18 protein-coding genes are annotated in these 23119 nt (G+C 71.1%); 17 read left to right on the top strand and 1 reads right to left on the bottom strand.

Annotated elements, in window-relative coordinates; translation table 11 throughout:
* Positions 1 to 64: 64 nt before the first annotated feature.
* The 13 genes from ACTT8P_RS08620 to ACTT8P_RS08560 all read left to right on the top strand — a co-directional run bounded on the left by ACTT8P_RS08620 (position 65) and on the right by ACTT8P_RS08560 (position 16314).
* The gene (locus ACTT8P_RS08620) at positions 65 to 2716 is read left to right on the top strand and encodes a valine--tRNA ligase (protein WP_442830943.1); all 2652 of its coding nucleotides are present in this window, start codon (positions 65 to 67) and stop codon (positions 2714 to 2716) included.
* A 162-nt stretch (positions 2717 to 2878) separates the two neighbouring features.
* Positions 2879 to 4381: a bifunctional tetrahydrofolate synthase/dihydrofolate synthase gene (gene folC, locus ACTT8P_RS08615; protein WP_442830942.1), complete on the top strand. Its 1503-nt coding sequence runs from the start codon at positions 2879 to 2881 to the stop codon at positions 4379 to 4381.
* A gap of 6 nt (positions 4382 to 4387) precedes the next feature.
* Positions 4388 to 4729 (top strand): DUF4233 domain-containing protein, encoded by a 342-nt coding sequence (locus tag ACTT8P_RS08610; protein WP_442830941.1) that lies wholly within the window; start codon positions 4388 to 4390, stop codon positions 4727 to 4729.
* Between the two features lie 115 nt (positions 4730 to 4844).
* On the top strand, positions 4845 to 5258 hold the full coding sequence (ndk, locus tag ACTT8P_RS08605; RefSeq protein ID WP_442830940.1) for a nucleoside-diphosphate kinase: 414 nt from the start codon (positions 4845 to 4847) through the stop codon (positions 5256 to 5258).
* Between the two features lie 297 nt (positions 5259 to 5555).
* The gene (locus ACTT8P_RS08600; RefSeq protein WP_005479350.1) at positions 5556 to 6575 is read left to right on the top strand and encodes a rod shape-determining protein; all 1020 of its coding nucleotides are present in this window, start codon (positions 5556 to 5558) and stop codon (positions 6573 to 6575) included.
* Between the two features lie 204 nt (positions 6576 to 6779).
* A complete protein-coding gene (mreC, locus tag ACTT8P_RS08595) occupies positions 6780 to 7748 on the top strand; it encodes a rod shape-determining protein MreC (protein WP_442830939.1) in 969 nt (322 codons plus the stop codon).
* Positions 7749 to 7762: 14 nt separating this feature from the next.
* Positions 7763 to 8434, top strand: coding sequence for a rod shape-determining protein MreD (mreD, locus tag ACTT8P_RS08590; protein ID WP_442830938.1), 672 nt, complete (start codon positions 7763 to 7765; stop codon positions 8432 to 8434).
* Between the two features lie 191 nt (positions 8435 to 8625).
* Positions 8626 to 10884 (top strand): penicillin-binding protein 2, encoded by a 2259-nt coding sequence (mrdA, locus tag ACTT8P_RS08585; RefSeq protein WP_442830937.1) that lies wholly within the window; start codon positions 8626 to 8628, stop codon positions 10882 to 10884.
* The gene (gene rodA, locus ACTT8P_RS08580) at positions 10881 to 12080 is read left to right on the top strand and encodes a rod shape-determining protein RodA (protein ID WP_442830936.1); all 1200 of its coding nucleotides are present in this window, start codon (positions 10881 to 10883) and stop codon (positions 12078 to 12080) included. Before mrdA ends, rodA begins: the two co-directional genes overlap by 4 nt.
* A 79-nt stretch (positions 12081 to 12159) precedes the next feature.
* Positions 12160 to 13680 carry a CYTH and CHAD domain-containing protein gene (locus tag ACTT8P_RS08575; RefSeq protein ID WP_442830935.1) on the top strand — a complete coding sequence of 507 codons (1521 nt, stop codon included), beginning with the start codon at positions 12160 to 12162 and terminating at the stop codon, positions 13678 to 13680.
* Positions 13681 to 13768: 88 nt separating this feature from the next.
* Complete coding sequence (locus ACTT8P_RS08570) at positions 13769 to 15739, top strand: TIGR03960 family B12-binding radical SAM protein (protein WP_442830934.1); 1971 nt, start codon at positions 13769 to 13771, stop codon at positions 15737 to 15739.
* Position 15740: 1 nt separating this feature from the next.
* Entirely contained in the window at positions 15741 to 15932 is a 192-nt protein-coding gene (locus ACTT8P_RS08565) for a hypothetical protein (RefSeq protein ID WP_442831017.1), read from the top strand.
* Positions 15916 to 16314, top strand: a complete 399-nt coding sequence (locus ACTT8P_RS08560) for a DUF4291 family protein (protein WP_442831014.1) — start codon at positions 15916 to 15918, stop codon at positions 16312 to 16314. The genes ACTT8P_RS08565 and ACTT8P_RS08560 overlap by 17 nt, the downstream gene beginning before the upstream one ends.
* 11 nt (positions 16315 to 16325) lie before the next feature.
* Here ACTT8P_RS08560 and ACTT8P_RS08555 read toward each other — a convergent pair whose 3' ends face one another.
* Entirely contained in the window at positions 16326 to 16949 is a 624-nt protein-coding gene (locus tag ACTT8P_RS08555) for a hypothetical protein (RefSeq protein ID WP_442830933.1), read from the bottom strand.
* Positions 16950 to 17086: 137 nt separating this feature from the next.
* Between ACTT8P_RS08555 and ACTT8P_RS08550 the strand changes: the two genes are divergently transcribed.
* The 4 genes from ACTT8P_RS08550 to ACTT8P_RS08535 form a co-directional block, all read left to right on the top strand.
* Complete coding sequence (locus tag ACTT8P_RS08550; RefSeq protein ID WP_442830932.1) at positions 17087 to 17536, top strand: DUF4291 domain-containing protein; 450 nt, start codon at positions 17087 to 17089, stop codon at positions 17534 to 17536.
* 42 nt (positions 17537 to 17578) lie between these two features.
* A complete protein-coding gene (locus tag ACTT8P_RS08545) occupies positions 17579 to 18610 on the top strand; it encodes a hypothetical protein (RefSeq protein ID WP_442830931.1) in 1032 nt (343 codons plus the stop codon).
* Positions 18611 to 18658: 48 nt separating this feature from the next.
* On the top strand, positions 18659 to 19435 hold the full coding sequence (locus tag ACTT8P_RS08540; RefSeq protein WP_442830930.1) for a TIGR03936 family radical SAM-associated protein: 777 nt from the start codon (positions 18659 to 18661) through the stop codon (positions 19433 to 19435).
* 277 nt (positions 19436 to 19712) lie between these two features.
* On the top strand, positions 19713 to 23119 hold a 3407-nt coding region (locus ACTT8P_RS08535), incomplete at its 3' end, for an Rne/Rng family ribonuclease (protein WP_442830929.1).

Below are 23119 nucleotides of genomic sequence, written 5' to 3'. Positions count from 1 at the left end.
GGGTCGCACCGTTACAAACGAAAGGCGTTTCGGGACACGGCGGCGACACCTCTAAACTGGCCCGGTGACCGAGAACACTCAGCAGCCGCAAGCAGCGCCCACGACCGATCTGCCGCCCCAGTACACGCCGGCCGACGTAGAGGGGAAGCTGTACGAGCGCTGGGTGGAACGGGGTTACTTCACCGCCGACGCGACGAGCGACAAGCCCCCGTACACCATCGTCATCCCGCCGCCCAACGTCACCGGCTCGCTGCACCTGGGCCACGCCTTCCAGCACACGCTGATGGACGCGCTGACCCGCCGCAAGCGGATGCAGGGCTTCGAGGCGCTCTGGCTGCCCGGCATGGACCACGCCGGCATCGCCACCCAGAACAAGGTCGAGCAGCAGCTCGCCGAGGAGGGCAAGTCCCGGCACGACCTCGGCCGCGAGGAGTTCGTCCAGCGGGTGTGGCAGTGGAAGGAGGAGTACGGCGGCAAGATCCTCGGCCAGATGCGGCGCCTGGGCGACGGCGTCGACTGGTCGCGTGAGCGCTTCACGATGGACGAGGGCCTGTCCAGCGCCGTCGGCACCATCTTCAAGCGGCTCTACGACGACGGCCTGATCTACCGCGCCGAGCGCATCATCAACTGGTGCCCGCGCTGTCTGACCGCCATCTCCGACATCGAGGTCGAGTACCAGGAGGACGACGGCGAGCTGGTCTCCATCCGGTACGGGGAGGGGGAGGAGACCCTCGTCGTCGCCACCACCCGGGCCGAGACGATGCTCGGTGACACGGCCGTCGCCGTCCACCCCGACGACGAGCGGTACACGCACCTGGTCGGCAAGCGGATCAAGCTGCCGCTGACCGACCGGACCATCCCGGTCGTCGCCGACGCCCACGTCGACCCGGAGTTCGGCACCGGTGCCGTCAAGGTCACCCCGGCCCACGACCCGAACGACTTCGCCATCGGCCGGCGGCACGGCCTGGAGTCGATCACCGTCATGGACGAGCGCGGCGTCATCACCGCGCACGGCCCCTTCGAGGGCCTGGACCGCTTCGAGGCGCGCTCCACGATCGTCGCCGCCCTGCGCGAGCAGGGCCGGATCGTCGCCGAGAAGCGCCCCTACGTCCACTCGGTGGGCCACTGCTCGCGCTGCAGGACCACCGTCGAGCCGCGGCTGTCCATGCAGTGGTGGGTCAAGGTCGCCCCGCTGGCCAAGGCGGCCGGCGACGCGGTCCGCGACGGCCGGGTCGCGATCCACCCCGAGGACATGTCGAAGCGCTACTTCGACTGGGTCGACAACATGCACGACTGGTGCATCTCGCGCCAGCTGTGGTGGGGCCACCGGATCCCGGTCTGGTACGGCCCGGACGGCGAGATCGTCTGCGTCGGCCCCGACGAGGAGCCGCCGACCGGCGCGGGCTGGCACCAGGAGACGGACGTCCTGGACACCTGGTTCTCGTCCGGGCTGTGGCCGTTCTCCACCCTCGGCTGGCCGGAGCGGACCGACGACCTCGCGAAGTTCTACCCGACCGACGTCCTGCTGACCGGCCACGACATCATCTTCTTCTGGGTCGCCCGGATGATGATGTTCGGCCTGTACGCGATGGACGGCGAGGTCCCCTTCAAGACCATCGCGCTGACCGGCCTGGTCCGCGACGAGCGCGGCAAGAAGATGTCGAAGTCGTTCGGCAACGTGGTCGACCCGCTGGACTGGATGGACACCTACGGCTCCGACGCGGTCCGCTTCACCCTGGCCCGCGGCGCCAACCCCGGCACCGACGTGCCGATCGGCGAGAGCTGGGTCGACGCGTCCGGCAAGTTCGCCAACAAGATCTGGAACGCCACGCGGTTCGCCATGATGAACGGCGCCACGGTCGAGGGCCCGCTGCCGGACGTCTCCGCGATGTCCTCCACGGACCGCTGGATTCTGTCCCGGCTGAACGAGACCGTCGCCGCCGTCGACGCGTACTACGAGGACTACCAGTTCGCCAAGCTCTCCGACGCGCTGTACCACTTCGCGTGGGGCGAGGTCTTCGACTGGTACGTCGAGCTGTCCAAGACCGCCTTCCAGGCAGGCGGCGCCGCCGCCGAGGTCAGCAAGCGCGTCCTCGGCGAGGTCCTCGACGTCACGCTGCGGCTGCTGCACCCGGTCGTCCCGTTCGTCACCGAGGAGCTGTGGACCACGCTGACCGGCGGCGAGTCGGTCGTCGTCGCCCCGTGGCCGTCCACTGTGTTCGTTCCTGGGGCTGACGCCCCGGGCGGCTTCCGGGACGCGGCCGCCGAGCGCGAGATCGAGACCCTCCAGTCCGTCATCACCGAGGTCCGCCGCTTCCGCGCCGACCAGGGCCTGCAGCCCGGCCAGCGGGTCCCGGCCCGCCTCGCGCTGGACGGCACGGCGCTCGCCCCGCACGAGCCGGCCATCCGCCAGCTCCTGCGCCTCCAGCCGGAGGGCGAGTCCTTCACGGCCACCGCGACCCTGCCGGTGGCCGGCGCCGAGGTCGCCCTCGACCTCTCCGGCACGATCGACGTCGCCGCCGAGCGCAAGCGCCTGGCCAAGGACCTCGCCGCCGCCGAGAAGGAGAAGGCCCAGGCCACCGCCAAGCTCGGCAACGAGGCGTTCCTGGCCAAGGCCCCGGACCAGGTGGTCGACAAGATCCGGGGACGGCTGGCGAAGGCGGAGGAGGACATCGTCCGCCTCCAGACCCAGCTGGAGCGCTTGCCGCAGGCGTAAGGGTTCTTGGTGGCGAGTCCCCCGGTGCTGTGCGAGGTACCGGGGGACTGCGCGTACCTATAGGGGCGCGGGGAACTGCGCGACAAGCCACGACGCACCCGCACTCGAACGACAGCCCAAGCCACCCCCGACCTTTGTCGGCCCCCTCCGTAGACTGGCTTCGTGAGCGACAACCCTGCCGACCCCCAGCCCGACCCCTTCGAAGAGATCATCGACGCGGAAACCACCCGCGACCCCGACCTCGCCGTCATCGAGGCCGGCAGCCGCACCCTGCGCACCCAGGGCGGCCCCCCGGGGGCCGACGTGCCCGCCCGCCCCGAGGACCCCGAGGTCGACAAGGCGCTGCGCGAGGTCGAGGCCGAGCTCGCCACCCGCTGGGGCGAGACCAAGCTGGAGCCGTCCGTCGCCCGGATCGCCGCGCTGATGGACGTGCTGGGCGAGCCGCAGCGCTCGTACCCCTCGATCCACATCACCGGCACCAACGGCAAGACCTCCACCGCCCGCATGATCGAGGCCCTGCTCGGCGCCTTCGAGCTGCGCACCGGCCGGTACACGTCGCCGCACGTCCAGTCGATCACCGAGCGGATCAGCCTGGACGGCGCCCCCGTCTCCGCCGAGCGGTTCATCGAGACGTACCAGGACGTCAGGCCGTACGTCGAGATGGTCGACGGACAGCAGGAGTACCGGCTGTCCTTCTTCGAGGTGCTCACCGGCATGGCGTACGCCGCCTTCGCGGACGCCCCGGTCGACGTGGCCGTCGTCGAGGTCGGCATGGGCGGCAGCTGGGACGCCACCAACGTCATCGACGGGGACGTCGCCGTCGTCACCCCCATCGACCTCGACCACACCGACCGGCTCGGCGACACCACCGCCGAGATCGCCGGCGAGAAGTCCGGGATCATCAAGCAGGACGCCACCGTGATCCTGGCCCAGCAGCCGGTGGACGCGGCCCAGGTGCTGCTGAAGAAGGCCGTCGACGTGGACGCCACGGTGGCCCGCGAGGGCCTGGAGTTCGGCGTGGTGGCCCGGCAGGTCGCCGTCGGCGGACAGCTGCTCACCCTGCGCGGCCTGGGCGGCGAGTACCCCGAGATCTACCTGCCGCTGCACGGCCCCTACCAGGCGCACAACGCGGCGGTCGCGCTCGCCGCCGTGGAGGCGTTCTTCGGCGTCGGCGCCCAGCGCCCCGACCCGCTGGATCTCGACACCGTCCGCAAGGCGTTCGCCGCCGTCGCCTCGCCGGGCCGGCTGGAGGTCGTACGGACCTCCCCGACCGTCGTGCTGGACGCCGCGCACAACCCGGCCGGCGCCCGCGCCACCGCCGAGGCGGTGCGGGAGGCGTTCGACTTCAGCCGGCTGATCGGCGTGGTCGGCGCGAGCGGCGACAAGAACGTCCGGGGGCTCCTGGAGGCGTTCGAGCCGCTCTTCGCGGAGATCGTCGTCACCCAGAACTCCAGCCACCGCGCGATGGACGCCGACACGCTGGCGGGCATCGCCGTCGAGGTGTTCGGCGACGACCGGGTGCAGGTCGAGCCGCGGCTGCCGGACGCCCTGGAAGCGGCGATCACGCTGGCCGAGGAGGAGGGCGAGTTCGCCGGCGGCGGCGTCCTGGTCACCGGTTCCGTCATCACCGTGGGCGAGGCCCGACTGCTGCTGGGAAGGGGCTGACATCCCGTGCGCACCCTGTGCTCCTCGACCCTGATCGGCGAGTTCTTCATCATCGGCTTCGCCGGACTGGTCGCCATGAAGGAACCCGACCTGACCATGGGGACGGTGTGGACGGTCAGCGGCGTCGCGATGTTCCTGTGCGTGGCGCTGTGCGGCGTCGTGACCCGGCCCGGCGGGGTGCTGCTGGGCTGGGCGCTCCAGATCGCCCTGATCGCCTCCGGGCTGGTGGTCCCGATGATGTTCATCCTCGGGGTCGTCTTCGCCGCCCTGTGGTGGGCGTCCGTGCACTACGGCAAGAAGATCGACGAGGCGAAGGCAAGGTTCGCGGCGCAGGCGGACGCCGCCTGACCGGCCGGCCCGCGCCCCGGCCGACCCCCTGAGCTGACGCTGCGTGACCGGAGCGCCGACACGCCCGGTAACCTCAGTGCTCACCCGCACCACCTCACATTCCAAGGAGCCCGCCGTGACTCAGCGCACCCTCGTCCTGCTCAAGCCCGACGCCGTACGTCGTGGCCTGACCGGCGAGATCATCAGCCGTATCGAGCGCAAGGCCGGCTGGCGGATCACGGCGCTGGAACTGCGCACCCTGGACCAGGAGACCCTGGAGGCGCACTACGGCGAGCACCAGGGCAAGCCGTTCTACGAGCCGCTGGTCGAGTTCATGGCCTCCGGCCCGGTCGTCGCCCTGGTCGTCGAGGGCGACCGGGTCATCGAGGGCGTGCGCGCGCTGGCCGGCCCGACCGACCCGATCGCCGCCGCGCCCGGCTCCATCCGCGGCGACTACGGCGTGATCGTCCGGGAGAACCTGATCCACGCCTCCGACTCCGAGGAGTCCGCCGAGCGCGAGCTGAAGATCTTCTTCCCGGGCCGCGACTGACCGGCGGGGTTTTTTCTGACGCCGTGTCAGCCCAATGGCCCAGTTGACCAGGGCGGCCGCCCGAATGCGGCCGCCCTGTGACATATGCGTGCCGATCGGGGGAACGTTTGCCTCCGTCGGCCCGTCTCCACAAGCGAGGCGGGGCGCCATCTGCTGACAATGGCGAAGACCCTCGCGCAGTGTTCGCGAAAGCGCGTCTACGATGGAAGCCTCTTCACGTCACTGCACCCACCTCGCCGACCTGAAAAGCCCTCAAAAGCTCCTGGGAAGGCCAGTCGAATCCTGATGGGGAACTCAATGTCGTTCATCGGCCGTGACATGGCTGTCGACCTCGGGACCGCCAACACGCTGGTGTACGTCAGGGGTCGTGGGATCGTACTCAACGAGCCGTCCGTCGTCGCCATCAACACCAACACCGGTGGCATTCTCGCGGTCGGTGCCGAAGCGAAGAAGATGATCGGGCGCACGCCCGGCAACATCGTTGCCGTACGTCCGCTGAAGGACGGTGTGATCGCGGACTTCGAGATCACCGAGCGGATGCTCCGCTACTTCATCCTGAAGATCCACAAGCGGAGGTATCTGGCTCGTCCGCGCGTCGTCGTCTGTGTGCCCTCGGGCATCACCGGCGTCGAGCGCCGTGCCGTCATCGAGGCGTCGTCCCAGGCCGGCGCCCGCCAGGTGCACATCATCGAGGAGCCCATGGCCGCGGCCATCGGCTCCGGCCTGCCGGTCCACGAGGCCACGGGCAACATGGTGGTCGACATCGGCGGCGGCACCACGGAGGTCGCGGTCATCTCCCTCGGCGGCATCGTCACCGCCCAGTCCATCCGGGTCGCGGGCGACGAACTGGACAACGCCATCATCCAGCACATCAAGAAGGAGTACTCCCTCCTGCTGGGTGAGCGGACGGCCGAACAGATCAAGATCACGATCGGTTCGGCGTACGACCTCGACGCTGACGAGCACACCGAAATCCGCGGCCGGGACCTGGTCTCCGGACTGCCCAAGACGGTCGTCATCTCGGCCGGCGAAGTACGCAAGGCGATCGAGGAACCGGTCAACGCCATCGTCGACGCCGTCAAGACCACCCTCGACAAATGTCCGCCGGAGCTGTCCGGCGACATCATGGACCGGGGCATCGTGCTGACCGGCGGCGGTGCGCTGCTGCGCGGGCTCGACGAGCGGCTGCGCCGGGAGACCGGCATGCCGATCCACATCGCCGAGGACCCGCTGGACAGTGTGGCGCTCGGGTCCGGCAAGTGCGTCGAGGAGTTCGAGGCGCTCCAGCAGGTGCTGGACGCCCAGCCGCGCAGATGACGTAACGCTTCGGTTCCGCCGTACGAGACGATCTCCTCTCGTGCGGCGGATCGTTGATATAGAGACACGGAAGTCTTTTTCGGCGTTGTCGGCGACGCAGCCCGTGGTGTTGTCCGCCTCGTTGTCCGCGATTGCCGATGTCTCCGATGTTCCTGATGTTTCCGATGTTTCCGAATTCCGACGAGGAAGGCACGGCCGCCGCACGTGAGGGACACGAAAGAGAGCCGGCTGCTCCTGGTGCTGCTGATCGCCGTAGCGTTCGCGCTGATCACGGTGGACATCCGCGGCGGGGAGGATTCCCCGGTCGACGGTGCCCGGCAGGCCGCGGCCACCGTCTTCGGTCCGATCGAGAACGGGGTGTCGTCCGCCGTCGACCCCGTGGGCAACGCGATCTCCGCGGTCCGCGACTCCGGTGACCGGCACGACCGGCTCGCCGCGCTGGAGCAGGAGAACGCGGCGCTGAAGGCGAAGCTCGGCAGCGACGACCGGGGCCGCAGCCGCCTCGCCCAGCTCGACAAGATGCTGAAGATCGCCGGCGAGGGCCAGTACGGCATCAAGGGCGCCCAGGTCATCGGTATAGGAGCGGCCCAGGGCTTCTCCTGGACCGTCACCCTGGACGTCGGCGCCGACGACGGCATCGAGCGCGACATGACCGTCCTCAACGGCGACGGACTGGTCGGCCGGGTCACCACCGTCGGCCCCAGCTCCGCCACCGTGCTGCTGGCCAGCGACCCCGACTTCACCGTCGGCACCCGGATGGAGTCCGGCGACGAACTCGGCTTCGCCTCCGGCCAGGGCGACCGGCCGCTGCGCGTCGAACTGCTCAACGGCAAGGCCGAGGTGAAGAAGGGCGACCGGCTGGTCACCTTCGGCTCCCAGGCCGACAAGCCCTTCGTGCCCGGCGTCCCGGTCGGCGTCGTCTCCCGCGTCGACCCGTCCGGCGGCGACCTGACCCGCACCCTGTACGTCACGCCGTACGTCAGCTTCACCAAGCTCGACATCGTCGGCGTCGTCGTCCAGGCCCCGAAGAAGGACCCGCGCGACACGGTGCTCCCCGACAAGCCGAAGCCGACCCCCACGCCCACCGTGACGGTGACCGTGACGCCGTCCGCCGGGGTGCCCGAGGACGGCCAGGCCGCCGACGGACAGACGCAGCCCGAGCCCGAGCAGTAGGAGTCTGAAGTCCCATGCGCGTCAACCGGATCCTGCTGTCCGCCGCCCTGGTCGTCGTCGCCCTGGTGATCCAGGTCAGCGTGCTGGCCCGGCTGCATCTGCCCGGCGCCGTCCCCGATCTGCTGCTGCTCACCGTCCTCGGCCTCGCCCTGGTCTACGGCCACACCGGCGGCGCCCTGGTCGGCTTCGGCGCCGGCCTGCTCGCCGACCTGGCCCCGCCCGCCGACCACGCCGCCGGGCGCTACGCCCTCGTGCTGTGCGTCATCGGCTATCTGGCCGGCCTCGCCAAACCCGACAACGGCCGGCTGAAGTCCGCCACCGGCCCGATGGCCGTCGTGGTCGTCGCCGCCATCGGCTCCACCCTGCTCTACGCCGGGGTCGGCGCCCTGGTCGGCGACACCGCCGCCCGCCATGTGGGCCTGGGCGGCCTGCTGTTCACCGCCGCCCTGTACGACCTGCTGCTCGCCCCCTTCGTGGTGCCCGGCATCATGGCGCTGGCCCGCCGCGCGGAGAACGACCCGCTGGCCGACACCGGCTCCGCCGGACAGGCCACCGACATCTCCTCCGGCTGGCTCTCCGGCGGCACCGGCCTGCGCATCGGCGCGCAGAAGAACGGCCTGCGGGTGAAGGCGGCGCGGGCCCGGGTCGCGCGGGCCGGCCGCATCAAGGGGGTCAAGCGGCTGTGACGGGGGACCGAGGGGCAGCCGCCGGGGCTGCCGGGCCCGGTGAGGCGGCACGACGCGGGGCCCAAGCGGGCGTGGCCGCACCCGAGTTCACTCGAACGGGTGGGCCGGGGTGGAACGTGGGCGCACAGGTCGACCGTTCATCATTCGTACGCGCACACACGTCGGCGCACTGAGAGGGGGCGGCAACCGCAGTGACCAACATCCCCGAGACCGGTCGGAGCACACGCGTCCAGATCCGGCTCATCGTCATCCAAGTCCTCGTGCTCTCCCTCCTGGGCACCCTCGGCGGCCGGCTCTGGTACCTCCAGATCCGCCAGGGCGACGAATACGCCGCCGAAGCCTCCGGCAACCATGTGCAGCAGGTCGTCCAGCCCGCCGTCCGCGGCTCCATCCTGGACGCCCGCGGCGTGGCCCTCGCGGACAACGAAACCCGGCTGGTCGTCTCCGCCTCCCGCACCGACCTGCTGAAGATGAAGGACGACGGCGAGGCCGTCCTCACCAAGCTGGCCGGCGTGCTGGGCATGAAGCCCAAGGACGTCATGCTGAAGGTCCGCCTCTGCGACGCGGAGACCCCCCAGCCGTGCTGGAACGGCTCGCCGTACCAGCCCATCCCCATCACCGACGAGGCCACCGCCAAGCAGGCCCTCCAGATCCGCGAGCGCTCCGAGGAGTTCCCCGGCATCACCGCCGAGCCCGAGGCGGTGCGGCGCTACGCGGCGCCCGGCCAGGCCAACACCGCCCAGGTCCTCGGCTACCTCTCCCCGGTCACCGACGACGAGATCCAGCAGGCCCAGGACACCGACTCGCCCTACCTGCGCTCCGACCAGGTCGGCCGCAGCGGCCTGGAGCGCCAGTACGACAAGGCGCTGCGCGGCAAGGCCGGCGTCACCCGCTACGAGGTCGACAACCTCGGCCGGGTCATCGGCGAGGCCGAGTCCGACGCCGCCCAGCCCGGCGACAACCTCGTCACCAGCATCGACTCCCGCGTCCAGCGCATCGCCGAATACGAGCTGAACGAGGCGATGAAGGCCGCCCGCAAGGAGTACGACCGCAACACCGGCACCAACTACAAGGCCGACTCCGGCGCCGTCGTCGTCATGGAGGCCAAGACCGGCCGAGTCGTCGCCATGGCCTCCAACCCGACCTACGACCCCAACGCCTGGGTCGGCGGCATCTCGGCCGCCGACTACAAGAAGCTCACCGGGAAGAACTCCAACTACCCGCTGCTCAACCGCGCCATCCAGGGCCAGGCCGCCCCCGGCTCCATCTTCAAGGTGGTCTCCACCTCCGCCGCCGTCGAGGCCGGCTACGACTTCGACGGCAACTACGACTGCTCCAGCTCCTACTCGGTCGGCAACCAGGTCTTCAAGAACTTCGAGTCCGCCAACTACGGCCCCATCAGCCTCGGCCGCGCCCTCGAAGTCTCCTGCGACACCGTCTTCTACCGCCTCGCCCACGAGGAGTGGAAGAAGGACGGCGGCATGGACGGCAAGAACGCCAAGGACTACTTCTACAAGGCCGCCCACCAGTTCGGCCTCGGCGAGGAGACCGGCATCGACCTCCCCAACGAGGTCACCGGCCGGATCCCCGACCGCCAGTGGAAGCAGGACTACTGGGAGGCCAACAAGGACGCCTGGTGCAAGACCGGCAAGAAGGACGGCACGTACGTGGAGAAGATCGCGTACGAGAACTGCCTCGAAGGCAACAAGATGCGCGCCGGTGACGCCATCAACTACTCCATCGGCCAGGGCGACACCCTCGTCACCCCCATCCAGATGGCCACCATCTACTCGGCCATCTCCAACGGCGGCACCCTCTACGACCCCTCCGTCGGCAAGGCCGTCATCAGCGCCGACGGCAAGACCACCGAGGAGATCAAGCCCGAGTCGCACGGCAAGCTGCCGATAAGCAAGGCCACGCTCAGCAAGATGGACGCCGCCCTCGCGGGCGTCGCCACCAACGGAACGGCCGCCTGGCGGTTCCAGGGCTGGCCGCAGGACGAGATCCCGATGCACGCCAAGACCGGCACCGCGGAGGTCCACGGCAAGCAGACCACGTCCTGGTTCGCCACGTACACCAAGGACTACTCGATCGTCATGACGATCTCCCAGGGCGGCACCGGCTCCGGCGCCTCGGGACCGGCCGTCCGCAACATCTACGACGCCCTGTACGGCGTCTCCGACGACGGCGAGATCGACAGCAAGAAGGCCCTGCTCGCCACGCCGCAGAAGTCCCTGCCGAAGGTCAAGTCGGACGGCACCATCGCCTCGCCGAAGGTCTCCGACGACCCGGTCAAGGACCAGCAGGCCACCGAGGAGGACGAGTACGCGCCGCTCGACGGCACCGACCAGGGCGCGACCGTCGGCAACCAGGAGAACGCCAACCGCGAGACCCGCCGCCGACGGCGCGGCGGCCCCGCGGGCGCCCGCAAGCGGAGGATGCGCACATGACCGGGGCGAACAGTTTCCAGGTCTCCGGCTACGGACCCGAGCGCGCGGGCTGGACCCGGGTCTTCGCCCGCGACTCGGTGGCCCGCCGGATGGACTGGCCGATACTGCTGGCGGCCGGCGCGCTGTCGCTGATCGGCACCGTGCTGGTCTACTCGGCCACCCGCAACCGCACCGAGCTGAACCAGGGCGACCCGTACTTCTTCCTGCTGCGCCACCTGCTCAACACCGGCATCGGCCTGGCCCTGATGATCGCCATAGTGTGGATCGGCCACCGCGCGCTGCGCACGGCGGTACCACTGCTCTACGGCGCCTCCCTCTTCCTGATCCTGCTGGTGCTCACCCCGCTCGGCTCGACCATCAACGGCGCGCACTCCTGGATCAAGCTCCCCGGCGGCTTCTCGCTCCAGCCCTCGGAGTTCGTCAAGCTCACCATCATCCTGGGCATGGCGATGCTGCTGGCCACCCGCGTCGACGCGGGCGACAAGCAGTACCCCGACCACCGCACGGTGCTCCAGGCGCTCGGCCTGGCCGTCGTCCCGATGCTGATCGTGATGCTGATGCCCGACCTCGGGTCGGTCATGGTCATGGTCATCATCGTGCTGGGCGTGCTGCTCGCCTCCGGCGCCTCCAACCGCTGGGTGTTCGGCCTGATCGGGGCCGGCACGGTCGGCGCCCTCGCGGTCTGGCAGCTCGGCATCCTGGACGACTACCAGATCAACCGGTTCGCCGCCTTCGCCAACCCCGAGCTGGACCCGGCCGGCGTCGGCTACAACACCAACCAGGCCCGCATCGCCATCGGTTCCGGCGGACTCACCGGCTCCGGCCTCTTCCACGGCTCGCAGACCACCGGCCAGTTCGTCCCCGAGCAGCAGACCGACTTCGTCTTCACGGTGGCCGGCGAGGAACTGGGCTTCGTCGGCGCCGGACTGATCGTCCTGCTCCTCGGCGTCATCCTGTGGCGCGCCTGCCGCATCGCCCGCGACACCCCCGACCTCTACGGCACCATCGTGGCCGCCGGGATCGTCGCCTGGTTCGCCTTCCAGTCGTTCGAGAACATCGGAATGACCCTCGGCATCATGCCGGTGACCGGCCTGCCGCTGCCGTTCGTCTCCTACGGCGGCTCGTCGATGTTCTCGGTGTGGATGGCGGTCGGCCTGCTCCAGTCCATCACCGTGCAACGGCCCATGTCGGCGTAAGGACGGCTATGTCGGCACAGGGACGGCGGGACACCCCGCGAGAGGGTGACCTTCGTCCCGTGCCGGGTACGTACGCCCCATGGCGGACATCAAGCGTGAGATCGAGCGGAAGTACGAGGCCCCCGACGCGGACGGTGACGGCGGCGGCCTTCCCGACCTGACCGGTGTGGCAGGCGTCGCGACCGTCGCCGACCAGGGCGTCGCCCACCTCGACGCCACCTACTACGACACCGCCGACGAGCGCCTTGCCGCCCACGGCATCACCCTGCGCCGCCGCACCGGCGGCTCCGACGCCGGCTGGCACCTCAAACTCCCCGTCGCCCCGGGCGAGCGCGAGGAGATCCACGCCCCGCTCTCCGACACCCTGCCCGACGAACTGGCCGCACTGGTCCGCTCCCGCACCCGCGCCGCCGAACTGCTGCCGGTGGTCCGGCTGCGCTCGGCCCGCGCCCTGCGCGACCTGCTCGACGCGCGGGGCCGGCTGCTCGCCGAGGTCGGCCTGGACAGCGTGCACGCCGAACGGCTCAGCGGCGGCGTCGGCGAGGCGAGCTGGACCGAGATCGAGGTGGAACTGGCCGACGGCGGCGACCCGGCCTTCCTCGACAAGGTCGACAAACGGCTGCGCAAGGCGGGCGTGCGCCCCTCCGCCGCCGCCTCCAAGCTGGCCCGCGCCCTCGCCGAGACCGCCCCGGAGCGCACCCGCGGCCCGGCGCCCGCCGGGGACCCGGTGAACGCGGGCGACCACGTCCTGGCGTACCTGCGCGAGCAGCGGGCGGCCGTCGTCGACCTCGATCCGGCCGTCCGCCGCGACGCCGAGGACTCCGTGCACAGCATGCGGGTCGCCACCCGCAGGCTGCGCAGCACCCTCAAGTCGTTCCGGTCCGTACTGGACCGGTCCGTCACCGACCCGATCGGGGACGAGCTGAAGTGGCTGGCGGGCGTCCTCGGCCAGGACCGGGACCGCGAGGTGCTGACCGCACGGCTGACGGCGGCCCTCGACGACGTACCGCCGGACCTGGTGCACGGCCCGGTCGCCGAGCGGCTGCACAAGTGGTCCGGCGCGGAGCACGGCACCGCACGCGGCCGGCTCCTCGGCGTCCTGGACTCCCACCGCTACCTCACCCTGCTCGACACCCTGGACACGCTGATCACCGATCCGCCACTGCGCCGGGCCGCCGCCCACCAGCCCGACAAGGCGCTCGCCGAGGCGGTCCGCAAGGACTTCCGCAAGGTCTCCGCCCTGATCGCGCGCGCCCTGGACGCCGACCCCGGCACCGGCCGCGACGTGGCGCTGCACGAGGCCCGCAAGAAGACCAAGCGCACCCGGTACGCGGCGGAGGCGGCCGTACCGGCCCTCGGCAAACCGGCGAAATCGCTGGTCAAGTCCATGAAGGCGCTGCAGAACCGGCTCGGGGAGCACCAGGACGCGGTGATGGCCCGCGAGGCACTGCGCGAACTGGCCGCCGTCGCCCACGCCGCCGGGGAGGACACCTTCACCTACGGCCTGCTGCACGAGCGCGAGCAGCGCCGGGCGGCGGACGTGGAGGCCGCCCTGCCCGCCTTCTGGGACGGCGTGAAGGACGCGACCACGGCGCTGTGACCTTCCGGCGGGCCGGACGCCCCGCGCGAGCGGGTTAGGCTAGATGGTCACCCCTGTCAGTTCAGTCCAGCTCACGAAGGTGCGCGAGATGCCTGCCGAAGTCGCTGCGGCCGCGGAGTCCGTTTTCCCGCAGCTCGAAGCTCTGCTCCCGCATGTGCAGAAGCCGATCCAGTACGTCGGTGGAGAACTCAACTCGACCGTCAAGGACTGGGACTCCTGCGACGTCCGCTGGGCGCTGATGTACCCGGACGCCTACGAGGTCGGCCTGCCCAACCAGGGCGTCATGATCCTCTACGAGGTGCTCAACGAGCAGCAGGGCGTCCTCGCCGAGCGCACCTACAGCGTGTGGCCGGACCTGGAGGCCCTGATGCGCGAGCACCGGGTCCCGCAGTTCACGGTGGACAGCCACCGCCCGCTGAAGGCCTTCGACGTCTTCGGCCTGTCCTTCTCCACCGAGCTGGGCTACACCAACATGCTGGCCGCGCTCGACCTGGCCGGCATCCCGCTGGAGGCCAAGGACCGCGGCCTGGACGACCCGATCGTGCTGGCCGGCGGCCACGCCGCGTTCAACCCCGAGCCGATCGCCGACTTCATCGACTGCGCCGTGATCGGCGACGGCGAGCAGGCCGTCCTGGAGATCACCGCGATCGTCCGCGCCTGGAAGGCGGAGGGCCGCCCCGGCGGCCGCGAGGAACTCCTCTTCCGCCTGGCCCGCACCGGCGGCGTCTACGTCCCCCGCTTCTACGACGTCGAGTACCTCCCCGACGGCCGGATCGCCCGCGTCGTCCCCAACCGCTCCGGCGTCCCGTGGCGCGTCTCCAAGCACACCGTCATGGACCTCGACGAGTGGCCCTACCCCAAGCAGCCCCTGGTCCCGCTCGCCGAGACCGTGCACGAGCGGATGTCGGTCGAGATCTTCCGCGGCTGCACCCGCGGCTGCCGGTTCTGCCAGGCCGGCATGATCACCCGCCCGGTGCGCGAGCGGTCCATCACCGGCATCGGCGAGATGGTCGACAAGGGCCTGAAGGCGACCGGCTTCGAGGAAGTCGGTCTGCTGTCGTTGTCCAGTGCCGACCACTCCGAGATCGGCGACATCGCCAAGGGCCTGGCCGACCGCTACACCGAGGACAAGATCGGCCTCTCCCTGCCCTCCACCCGGGTCGACGCCTTCAACATCGACCTGGCCAACGAACTGACCCGCAACGGCCGTCGCTCCGGCCTCACCTTCGCCCCCGAGGGCGGCTCGGAGCGCATCCGCAAGGTCATCAACAAGATGGTCTCCGAGGACGACCTGATCCGGACCGTCGCCACCGCCTACGGCAACGGCTGGCGCCAGGTGAAGCTGTACTTCATGTGCGGCCTGCCCACCGAGACCGACGACGACGTCCTCCAGATCGCCGACATGGCGATGAACGTCATCCAGAAGGGCCGCGAGGTCTCCGGCTCCGGCGACATCCGCTGCACGGTCTCCATCGGCGGCTTCGTGCCCAAGCCGCACACCCCCTTCCAGTGGGCCCCGCAGCTCTCCGCCGAGGAGACCGACGCCCGGCTCCAGAAGCTGCGCGACAAGATCCGCGGCGACAAGAAGTACGGCCGCTCCATCGGCTTCCGCTACCACGACGGCAAGCCCGGCATCGTCGAGGGCCTGCTGTCCCGCGGCGACCGCCGCATCGGCGCCGTCATCCGCGCCGTCTACGACGACGGCGGCCGCTTCGACGGCTGGCGCGAACACTTCTCCTACGACCGCTGGATGGCCTGCGCCGGCAAGGCCCTGGCCCCCTTCGGCGTGGACGTCGACTGGTACACCACCCGCGAGCGCTCCTACGAGGAGGTCCTGCCCTGGGACCACCTGGACTCGGGCCTCGACAAGGACTGGCTCTGGGAGGACTGGCAGGACGCCCTCGACGAGACGGAGGTCGAGGACTGCCGGTGGACGCCGTGCTTCGACTGCGGGGTGTGCCCTCAGTTCGACACATGGCCACAACTGAGCGAGAGCGGCAAGAAGCTGCTGCCGCTGACGGTCAAGAACGCCGCTCCGGCCAGCGGGAAAGGGCACTGACGTGGCTGACGATCCGCTGCGGCGTCTGACGGATGCTGTGGCGGATGTCACAGAGGAGGAGGTGACGGCGTTGCTGTCCGCGCTCGGTCTTCGGCGGGGGCGCGAGGTGCCTGCGGAGGTCCTCAGGACGCCGTTGCCGGGACCGGGTGAGCCAGCCGCGGTGCAGATCCGTTCGGATGTGGAGTGGGTGTGAGACAGGCGGGCCGGCCCGGCCGTTTCCCGCCGGGCGTGCTGCGGTGTGTCCTGGGTGTCGGCTGAACGGGACGGTCCGCGTCGTCGAAAATCGCTGGCCAGGGAATACGGGCCAGGCCGACGCTGTACGTCATGGAACGACCGCAGCGCGAGATCCGTGCCACCTACGGAGCATCCACGATCACATCTACCAGGCGTACCCTCCTGGGCTCGGCCAGCCCGCCGCCGAGGAGGGGCGGTTCCCCGCCGGCTGGAAGCGGGACCGGATGACCTGGCTCATCATGTCGCGTTCACAGACCTCAACGGGCGGTTGCCAGGGGGCCAGAACGTACACAGCTACTGTTCAGGGGCGTCGACCGTCTCCCGGCAAGCGATCAGGATGAAGACCCCGCTGTCAGTCGAATGCTACGACCAAGCGGACAGCGTCGTCACCGTAGCGGTCGGCCAGAGCCTTCATCACAGCGAAGACGTGTGGCCAGTGGGTACCTGGACCCAACACAGCTCCTGCGGTCAGTGGTTCGTAGGTGCAGACCAAGTCGCCGGTCGTCCACTCAACGCGTTCCGAGTTGCTGCCTGCGTCCACAGGTGGCTCGCCCACCACGGACAGGACTTCCGGCGGCCACCGACGGGATACGAGTTGGCGATGCAGCGTCGACGGCAGGGACTTCTTGTGCCAGGCCACTCGGCCGACGTAGTGCTCAGGTCCGGTCGCGGGATCGATGGAAGCGAGCTCCCCCCAACTGGCCCAGCTCGCACCGTCCATCTCGCCGCGGGCCACCCAGGGCCCCAGAGCCGAGCGCATACCGCTCGACAGATCAACGGGAAGCCCACGACCGGGCGCAAGGGGCGGGAAGCCCGCGTAGTTGCGCACTCCGAAGAGAAGACCGAAGGCCGTGTAGTCGCCCTCGTCGTACAGCGGCCACAGATCCATGGCCGTCACCCACGGCTCGCCGTTGTAGTCATCGGTGCCCGTATAGGGATGACGAAACTCGATCCCACCATAAATTGCCGTGCCCATGACGGCACACCGTAACGACCCTGGCTTCAACCGCGCACGTGACTTTCGACAGTCAGCGACGGAGGCAGTCCCTGGTCCGCTCGGACACAGGCTGCAATGCCATCTGGTCCTCGTGACAAGAGGTCTGCGAACGCGGCTTGACGTGGATCAAGCCGTCGTTCCTGTGGATGATGTACCGCTGCGGTTGGGGCGCGAAGGCCGGGCAGGAGACGGTTCTTGCCGTGGAGATCGCCCGCGAGGGCTTCGAATGGGCCTTGCGCAACGCGTGCCTGTCGAGTTACGACCGGGAACTGCATACCGACCGAGGCGTCTGGCAAGGGCAGTTGAAGCGCTCGCCGGCCCGCGTGCAGTGGGACCCCGAACGGGATCTGCACCTGCGGGCGTTGCCGTACCGGTCGCTGCAACTGGGGCTCTGCGGTGAGGCCGTGCGGCGCTACGCGGACGAGTGGACGGTGTCCATCAGTGACGTGACCCCGCTGGCCCACGTGATCCGTGGGCTCGTCACTGGCGGTGACACGGAGTCCGCGGCCCGACTGCTGCCCGAGGAACGGCCGTACCCCGCTGCGGACGGCTGGACACGGCCGTGAAGGGCCCGCATCCGAACGGGGTGGTCCGGCGTCTACTCCGGTATGGATCTCGAAAAGCCGCCCGAAGGATGTCTCACCGTCGCGATCCGCGTCCCGGTGCGGATTGTGGCGTTCGTGCTGGTGCTGCCAGTGCGGATGGCCTGGGACGCGCTGGTGGTCGCCGGGCGGTTCCTGGGGCGCACGGTGTTCCGGCCGCTCGGGCGGGCGCTGGGGTGGCTGGCACGGGCGGTGTTCGTCTGGCCGCTGGTGGGGCTGTGGCGGTATGTCGTGGTGCCGGTGGCGAAGGCGGTCGGGTGGCTCGGGCTCGTGCTGCTCGTCCGGCCGGTCCAGTGGCTGTACCGGTGGGTGCTGACGCCTGCGGGGCACGCGCTGGTGTGGGTGTACGCGCGGCTGATCGTGCCGGTCGGGGTCGCGCTGCGGGCCGCCGTGGTGTGGCTGGCGCGGTATCTGGTCGTCGTCCCGGCCGGCCGGCTGTACCGGTGGGTCCTCGCCCCCGCCGGGCGCGCGCTCGCCTGGTGCGGCAGGGGAGTGGCATGGTGCGTCCGGATGGTGGTCACCGGGATCGGCCTGGCGCTGTACTGGACGGTACGGGTGCTGCTGGTGCTGCCCGCCGTCGCGGTGTGGCGCTGGGTGCTGGTGCCCGTCGGCCGCGTCCTCGCCGTGATCGGCGGGGAGGTCGGGGCCGCCCTCGGCCATGCCTGGCGGATCGCGGGGTACGTCTCCGTGGTGGTCGGGCGGTTCATCGGGACGGTCCTGCGCCTGGTGCTCATGGAGCCGGTGCGGTGGGTGTACCGGACGGTGCTGACGCCGGTGGGACATGCGGTGCGCGACGTCGTCCTGCGGCCCGTCGCCGAGGCGGCGCGCGGCGCCGGGCAAGCCGTGCGGCAGGCGCTCGCCTCCGCGCGGGCATCGGTGCGCCAGGTACGGGGTGACGTGCGGCGGGCACTGTTCGGGGCGCCGCGCCCGGAACCCCGCCGGGAACCGGAACCGGCCCGGCCGGCGGACCGGCGGGAACCTTCCGGCGCCGAGGCACGTACTCTTGGTAGTAGTACGACCGCTCTCACGAAGGACTGAACGACACTGGGCAAGCGACAGCCCGAAGGCCCGCCGCCGGTACCCGCGGTGCAGCGCATCCGACTGCGCTACACCAAGCGCGGCCGCCTCCGGTTCACCAGCCACCGTGACTTCCAGCGCGCCTTCGAGCGTGCGCTGCGCCGCGCCGAGGTGCCGATGGCGTACTCGGCGGGGTTCACCCCGCACCCGAAGGTGTCGTACGCCAATGCCGCACCCACCGGCACGGGCAGTGAGGCGGAGTACCTGGAGATCGCGCTCACCTCGGTGCGCGACCCGGAGCAGCTGAGAACCCTCCTCGACGCGTCCATGCCCACCGGGCTGGACATCGTCGAGGCGGTCGAGGCCCGGACCTCCGGGCTCGCCGACCGGCTGACGGCTTCCGAGTGGGAGCTGCGGCTGGACGGGGTGGACCCGGCGGACGCCGGCCGCGCGGTCGAGGTCTTCAACGAGGCCCCGGCCATCGAGGTCCAGCGCCGCACCAAGAACGGTGTCCGCACCTTCGACGCCCGCTCCGCCGTCGTCTGCCTGGAGAGCGCCCAGACGCACGGATCACCGGCTGATAGGCCGAGTGACCAGCCCTGTGCGATACTGCGGCTGGTTGTTCGGCACGTGACGCCTGCCGTGCGACCCGACGACGTCCTGTCCGGTCTCCGCGCCGTGGCCGACCTGGCGCCGCCGGTCCCCGTAGCGGTGACCAGGCTGGCGCAGGGGCTGCTCGATGAAGAGACCGGCACGGTGACCGACCCGCTCGCGCCCGACCGCGAGGCAGTAGCGACCGAGCCGCAGACGGCCGCCGCGACTGCCGCCGCGCCGGCGCCGGCGTAAGGAAGGTCCCGCGAAGGGACGGACGTCGTAAGCGCCGCCGTCGAACTCGGGAGCCACCTGGGTCGGGCAGCGCCACCGACCACAAGACTTTCGCCAGGCCGTACGCGACAAGGTTGTACGGAACCGGTGAGACAGGACACAGCGAGCTCCCGAGCGGCGCCCGCGCCCCGGACGGCGGCATCCGCGCAGCGCGCGAGCCGCGGACGTCACCGGTGGTCGACGAGATCGGCACCGGACCAGGCGCGGCGCCCGGGAGCCTGACGGGAGATACGCCCGCATGCTCGAACCGACCGAGACCACGGAGCCGATGAACGGCTCCGCACCCGACAACACCCCCAGCGACACCCTGCCGCCGCGCCGCCGGCGCCGGGCCGCGTCCCGGCCGGCGGGTCCGCCGACCGGTGCCTCCGGTGCGCCGGCGGAGACGGTGCAACCAGCCGTTCCGGCCGCCGATACGGAGGACGTCGTCGAGATCGTCGACGAGACCGACGAGACCGACGAGACGGACGCCGTGACCGGTGCGGTGGCGCCCGCCGAGAAGCCGGTGGAGGAGTCCGCCGCCAAGCCGCGGCGCCGCGCGGTGCGCCGCGCCTCCGCGCCCGCCGGGGCGCCCACCTCGGCCGCGGCCGCCGAGACGGTGGTCCCCGCGACGCCCGCCGCCGAGGCGGCACCGGAGCAGCCCGAGGCCGAGACCGCGGCCGCGTTCGATGAGAGCGCCGCGCCGCGGCGGACCCGTCGGCGTGCCACGCGCGGCGCGTCGGCGCCGGTGAAGGCGGCGGCCGAGACCGCCGCTGCGGCGGTGACGTCCGACATCGCGGCCGAGACGCCTGAGACGGCCGAGACGGCCGCGACGTCCAAGGCGGTTGAAACGCCTGAGACGCCGGCCGCCGAGACCGTGGCCGCGTCCGACGAGAGCGCCGCGCCGCGCCGGACCCGGCGGCGTGCCACGCGCACTGTGTCCGCTCCTGCGAAGACCGGTGCGGCCGCGGAGACGGGCGAGGCCGCTGAGGCTGCCGTAACGCCAGTTACCTCTGAGACTTCCGGGACCCCGGCGGCCGAGAGCGCCGCGTCCGCCGAGGACGCCGCGCCGCCCCGGACCCGCAGGCGGGCGACCCGGCGGGTGACCGCACCGGTCGAGACGCCGGAGAGCGCCGAGGCACCGCAGAGCACCGACACGGCGGAGCCCGCCGAGGCGACGGCCACGGAGAGCGTCGCGGCGCCCGCCGCCGAAGCCCCCGCCACCGAGACCCCCGAAGACACCGCCCCGCGCCGCTCGCGTCGTCGGGCCGTCCGCAAGGCCGCCGGTGGCTTCGCCGAGCCCGCGCGGAAGGCCGGGACCGGCTCCGCCGCCGCCGAGGAGAAGGCGGCGCGCCCGGCGCGTCCCGCCGTCGCGCTGTTCCAGCCGCCGGTGTTCACCGAGCCCCAGTTCCAGACGCCCGAGCGGGCCGCGGCGGAAGCGGCCGCGGTGGCCGCCGGCAGCCAGGAGCCCGAGCCGGAGCCGGAGCGCGCGCCGGTCGCCGAGGCGGAGCCCGCGGAGGAGCAGCCCACCGGGTCGCGCCGCCGCCGGCGCCGCCGGGGCGGCGACGAGCCCGCCGAGGAGCGGGCCGCCGAGCCGGTCGCCGCCGCCGAGCCGGAGGCCGAGGCGGAGGAGCAGACCGACGAGGACACCGACGCGGACGCCGACACCGACGAGGGCGGCTCGCGCCGGCGTCGCCGCCGGGGTGGCCGGCGCCGTCGCCGGGGCGACCTGGGCGACAACGAGAACGACGGCGACAGCGACGCCGACGGCGCGGACTCCGACGAGCACCTCGCCGCCGACCAGGCCGCGCAGGACGCCGAGGACACCGCCGAGCAGGCCGACGAGGACGCCGAGGACGACGACACCGGCGCCCGGGGCGGCGAGGAGGCCGGCGGCCACGGCTCCAGCAGCAGCCGCCGTCGCCGGCGTAGGCGCCGCCGGGCGGGCGACGCCTCCGGCGAGGCCGAGCAGCAGACCGCCGACGACCCCGAGCGGACCGTCGTCAAGGTCCGTGAGCCCCGCCCGAAGGCCGAGCCGTCCGACGAGGTGCAGTCCATCAAGGGCTCGACCCGCCTGGAGGCCAAGAAGCAGCGCCGCCGCGAGGGCCGCGAGCAGGGCCGCCGGCGCGTCCCGATCATCACCGAGGCCGAGTTCCTGGCCCGCCGCGAGGCCGTCGAGCGGGTGATGGTCGTCCGCCAGCACGGCGAGCGCACGCAGATCGGCGTCCTGGAGGACGGGGTGCTCGTCGAGCACTACGTCAACAAGGAGCAGGCCACCTCGTACGTGGGCAACGTCTACCTCGGCAAGGTGCAGAACGTGCTGCCGTCGATGGAGGCCGCCTTCATCGACATCGGCAAGGGCCGCAACGCCGTGCTCTACGCCGGTGAGGTCAACTTCGAGGCGCTCGGCATGGGTCACGGCCCGCGCCGTATCGAGTCCGCCCTCAAGTCCGGCCAGTCGGTGCTCGTCCAGGTGACGAAGGACCCGATCGGCCACAAGGGCGCCCGCCTCACCAGCCAGGTCTCCCTCCCGGGCCGCTACCTGGTCTACGTGCCCGAGGGCTCGATGACCGGCATCAGCCGCAAGCTGCCCGACACCGAGCGGGCCCGGCTGAAGACCATCCTGAAGAAGATCGTCCCCGAGGACGCGGGCGTCATCGTGCGCACCGCCGCCGAGGGCGCCAGCGAGGACGAGCTACGCCGCGACGTCGAGCGGCTCCAGCAGCAGTGGACGGAGATCCAGAAGAAGGCCAAGAACGGCGGCAACGCGCCGACGCTGCTGTACGGCGAGCCGGACATGACCGTCCGGGTGGTCCGCGACATCTTCAACGAGGACTTCACCAAGGTCGTCGTCAGTGGCGAGGACGCCTGGGAGACCGTCCACGGATACGTGGCCCACGTCGCGCCCGACCTGACCGACCGGCTGTCCAGGTGGACCAGCGAGGTCGACGTCTTCGCCACGTACCGGATCGACGAGCAGCTCGCCAAGGCGCTGGACCGCAAGGTCTGGCTGCCCAGCGGCGGTTCGCTGGTGATCGACCGGACCGAGGCGATGGTCGTCATCGACGTCAACACCGGCAAGTTCACCGGCCAGGGCGGCAACCTGGAGGAGACGGTCACCAGGAACAACCTGGAGGCGGCCGAGGAGATCGTGCGCCAGCTCAGGCTGCGCGACCTCGGCGGCATCATCGTGATCGACTTCATCGACATGGTGCTGGAGTCCAACCGGGACCTGGTGCTGCGCCGCCTCCTGGAGTGCCTGGGCCGGGACCGTACGAAGCACCAGGTCGCCGAGGTGACCTCGCTGGGCCTGGTGCAGATGACCCGCAAGCGGGTCGGGCAGGGTCTGCTGGAGTCGTTCTCCGAGACCTGTGTGCACTGCAACGGGCGTGGCGTCATCGTCCACCTCGACCAGCCGTCGGCCGGCGGCAACGGCGGCGGCAAGCGCCGCAAGCGGGCCCGCGCGGGCGGTGCCGAGCAGCCGCACGAGCACGACCACGACCACGACCACGAGAGCGTGGTCACCGTCGACACCCCGACGGCGGAGCAGGAGGCGGAGGCCGAGGCCGAGCAGACCGCGGAGCGGGCCGCCGAGCCGATCGCCCTGCCGGCGCCGGACTTCGCGCCCGACGAGGAGCTGTACAGCAGCGTCTACGAGGCGGAGGC

The sequence above is a fragment of the Streptomyces sp. JW3 genome (assembly GCF_052216785.1).
In the GTDB taxonomy this organism is placed as follows: Bacteria; Actinomycetota; Actinomycetes; order Streptomycetales; family Streptomycetaceae; genus Streptomyces.
The sequence above is the reverse complement of the archived record's forward strand: the minus strand, read 5'-3'. Positions and strand labels throughout refer to the sequence as shown.

Excerpts from the sequence above, each read along its gene's own strand:
- ACTT8P_RS08600 (WP_005479350.1), top strand. The coding sequence starts at position 5,556 with ATGTCGTTCATCGGCCGTGACATGGCTGTCGACCTCGGGACCGCCAAC.
- mreD (WP_442830938.1), top strand. The coding sequence starts at position 7,763 with ATGCGCGTCAACCGGATCCTGCTGTCCGCCGCCCTGGTCGTCGTCGCC.
- rodA (WP_442830936.1), top strand. The coding sequence starts at position 10,881 with ATGACCGGGGCGAACAGTTTCCAGGTCTCCGGCTACGGACCCGAGCGC.
- ACTT8P_RS08575 (WP_442830935.1), top strand. The coding sequence starts at position 12,160 with ATGGCGGACATCAAGCGTGAGATCGAGCGGAAGTACGAGGCCCCCGAC.
- ACTT8P_RS08570 (WP_442830934.1), top strand. The coding sequence starts at position 13,769 with ATGCCTGCCGAAGTCGCTGCGGCCGCGGAGTCCGTTTTCCCGCAGCTC.
- ACTT8P_RS08560 (WP_442831014.1), top strand. The coding sequence starts at position 15,916 with ATGTGGAGTGGGTGTGAGACAGGCGGGCCGGCCCGGCCGTTTCCCGCC.
- ACTT8P_RS08555 (WP_442830933.1), bottom strand. The coding sequence starts at position 16,949 with ATGGGCACGGCAATTTATGGTGGGATCGAGTTTCGTCATCCCTATACG.
- ACTT8P_RS08545 (WP_442830931.1), top strand. The coding sequence starts at position 17,579 with ATGGATCTCGAAAAGCCGCCCGAAGGATGTCTCACCGTCGCGATCCGC.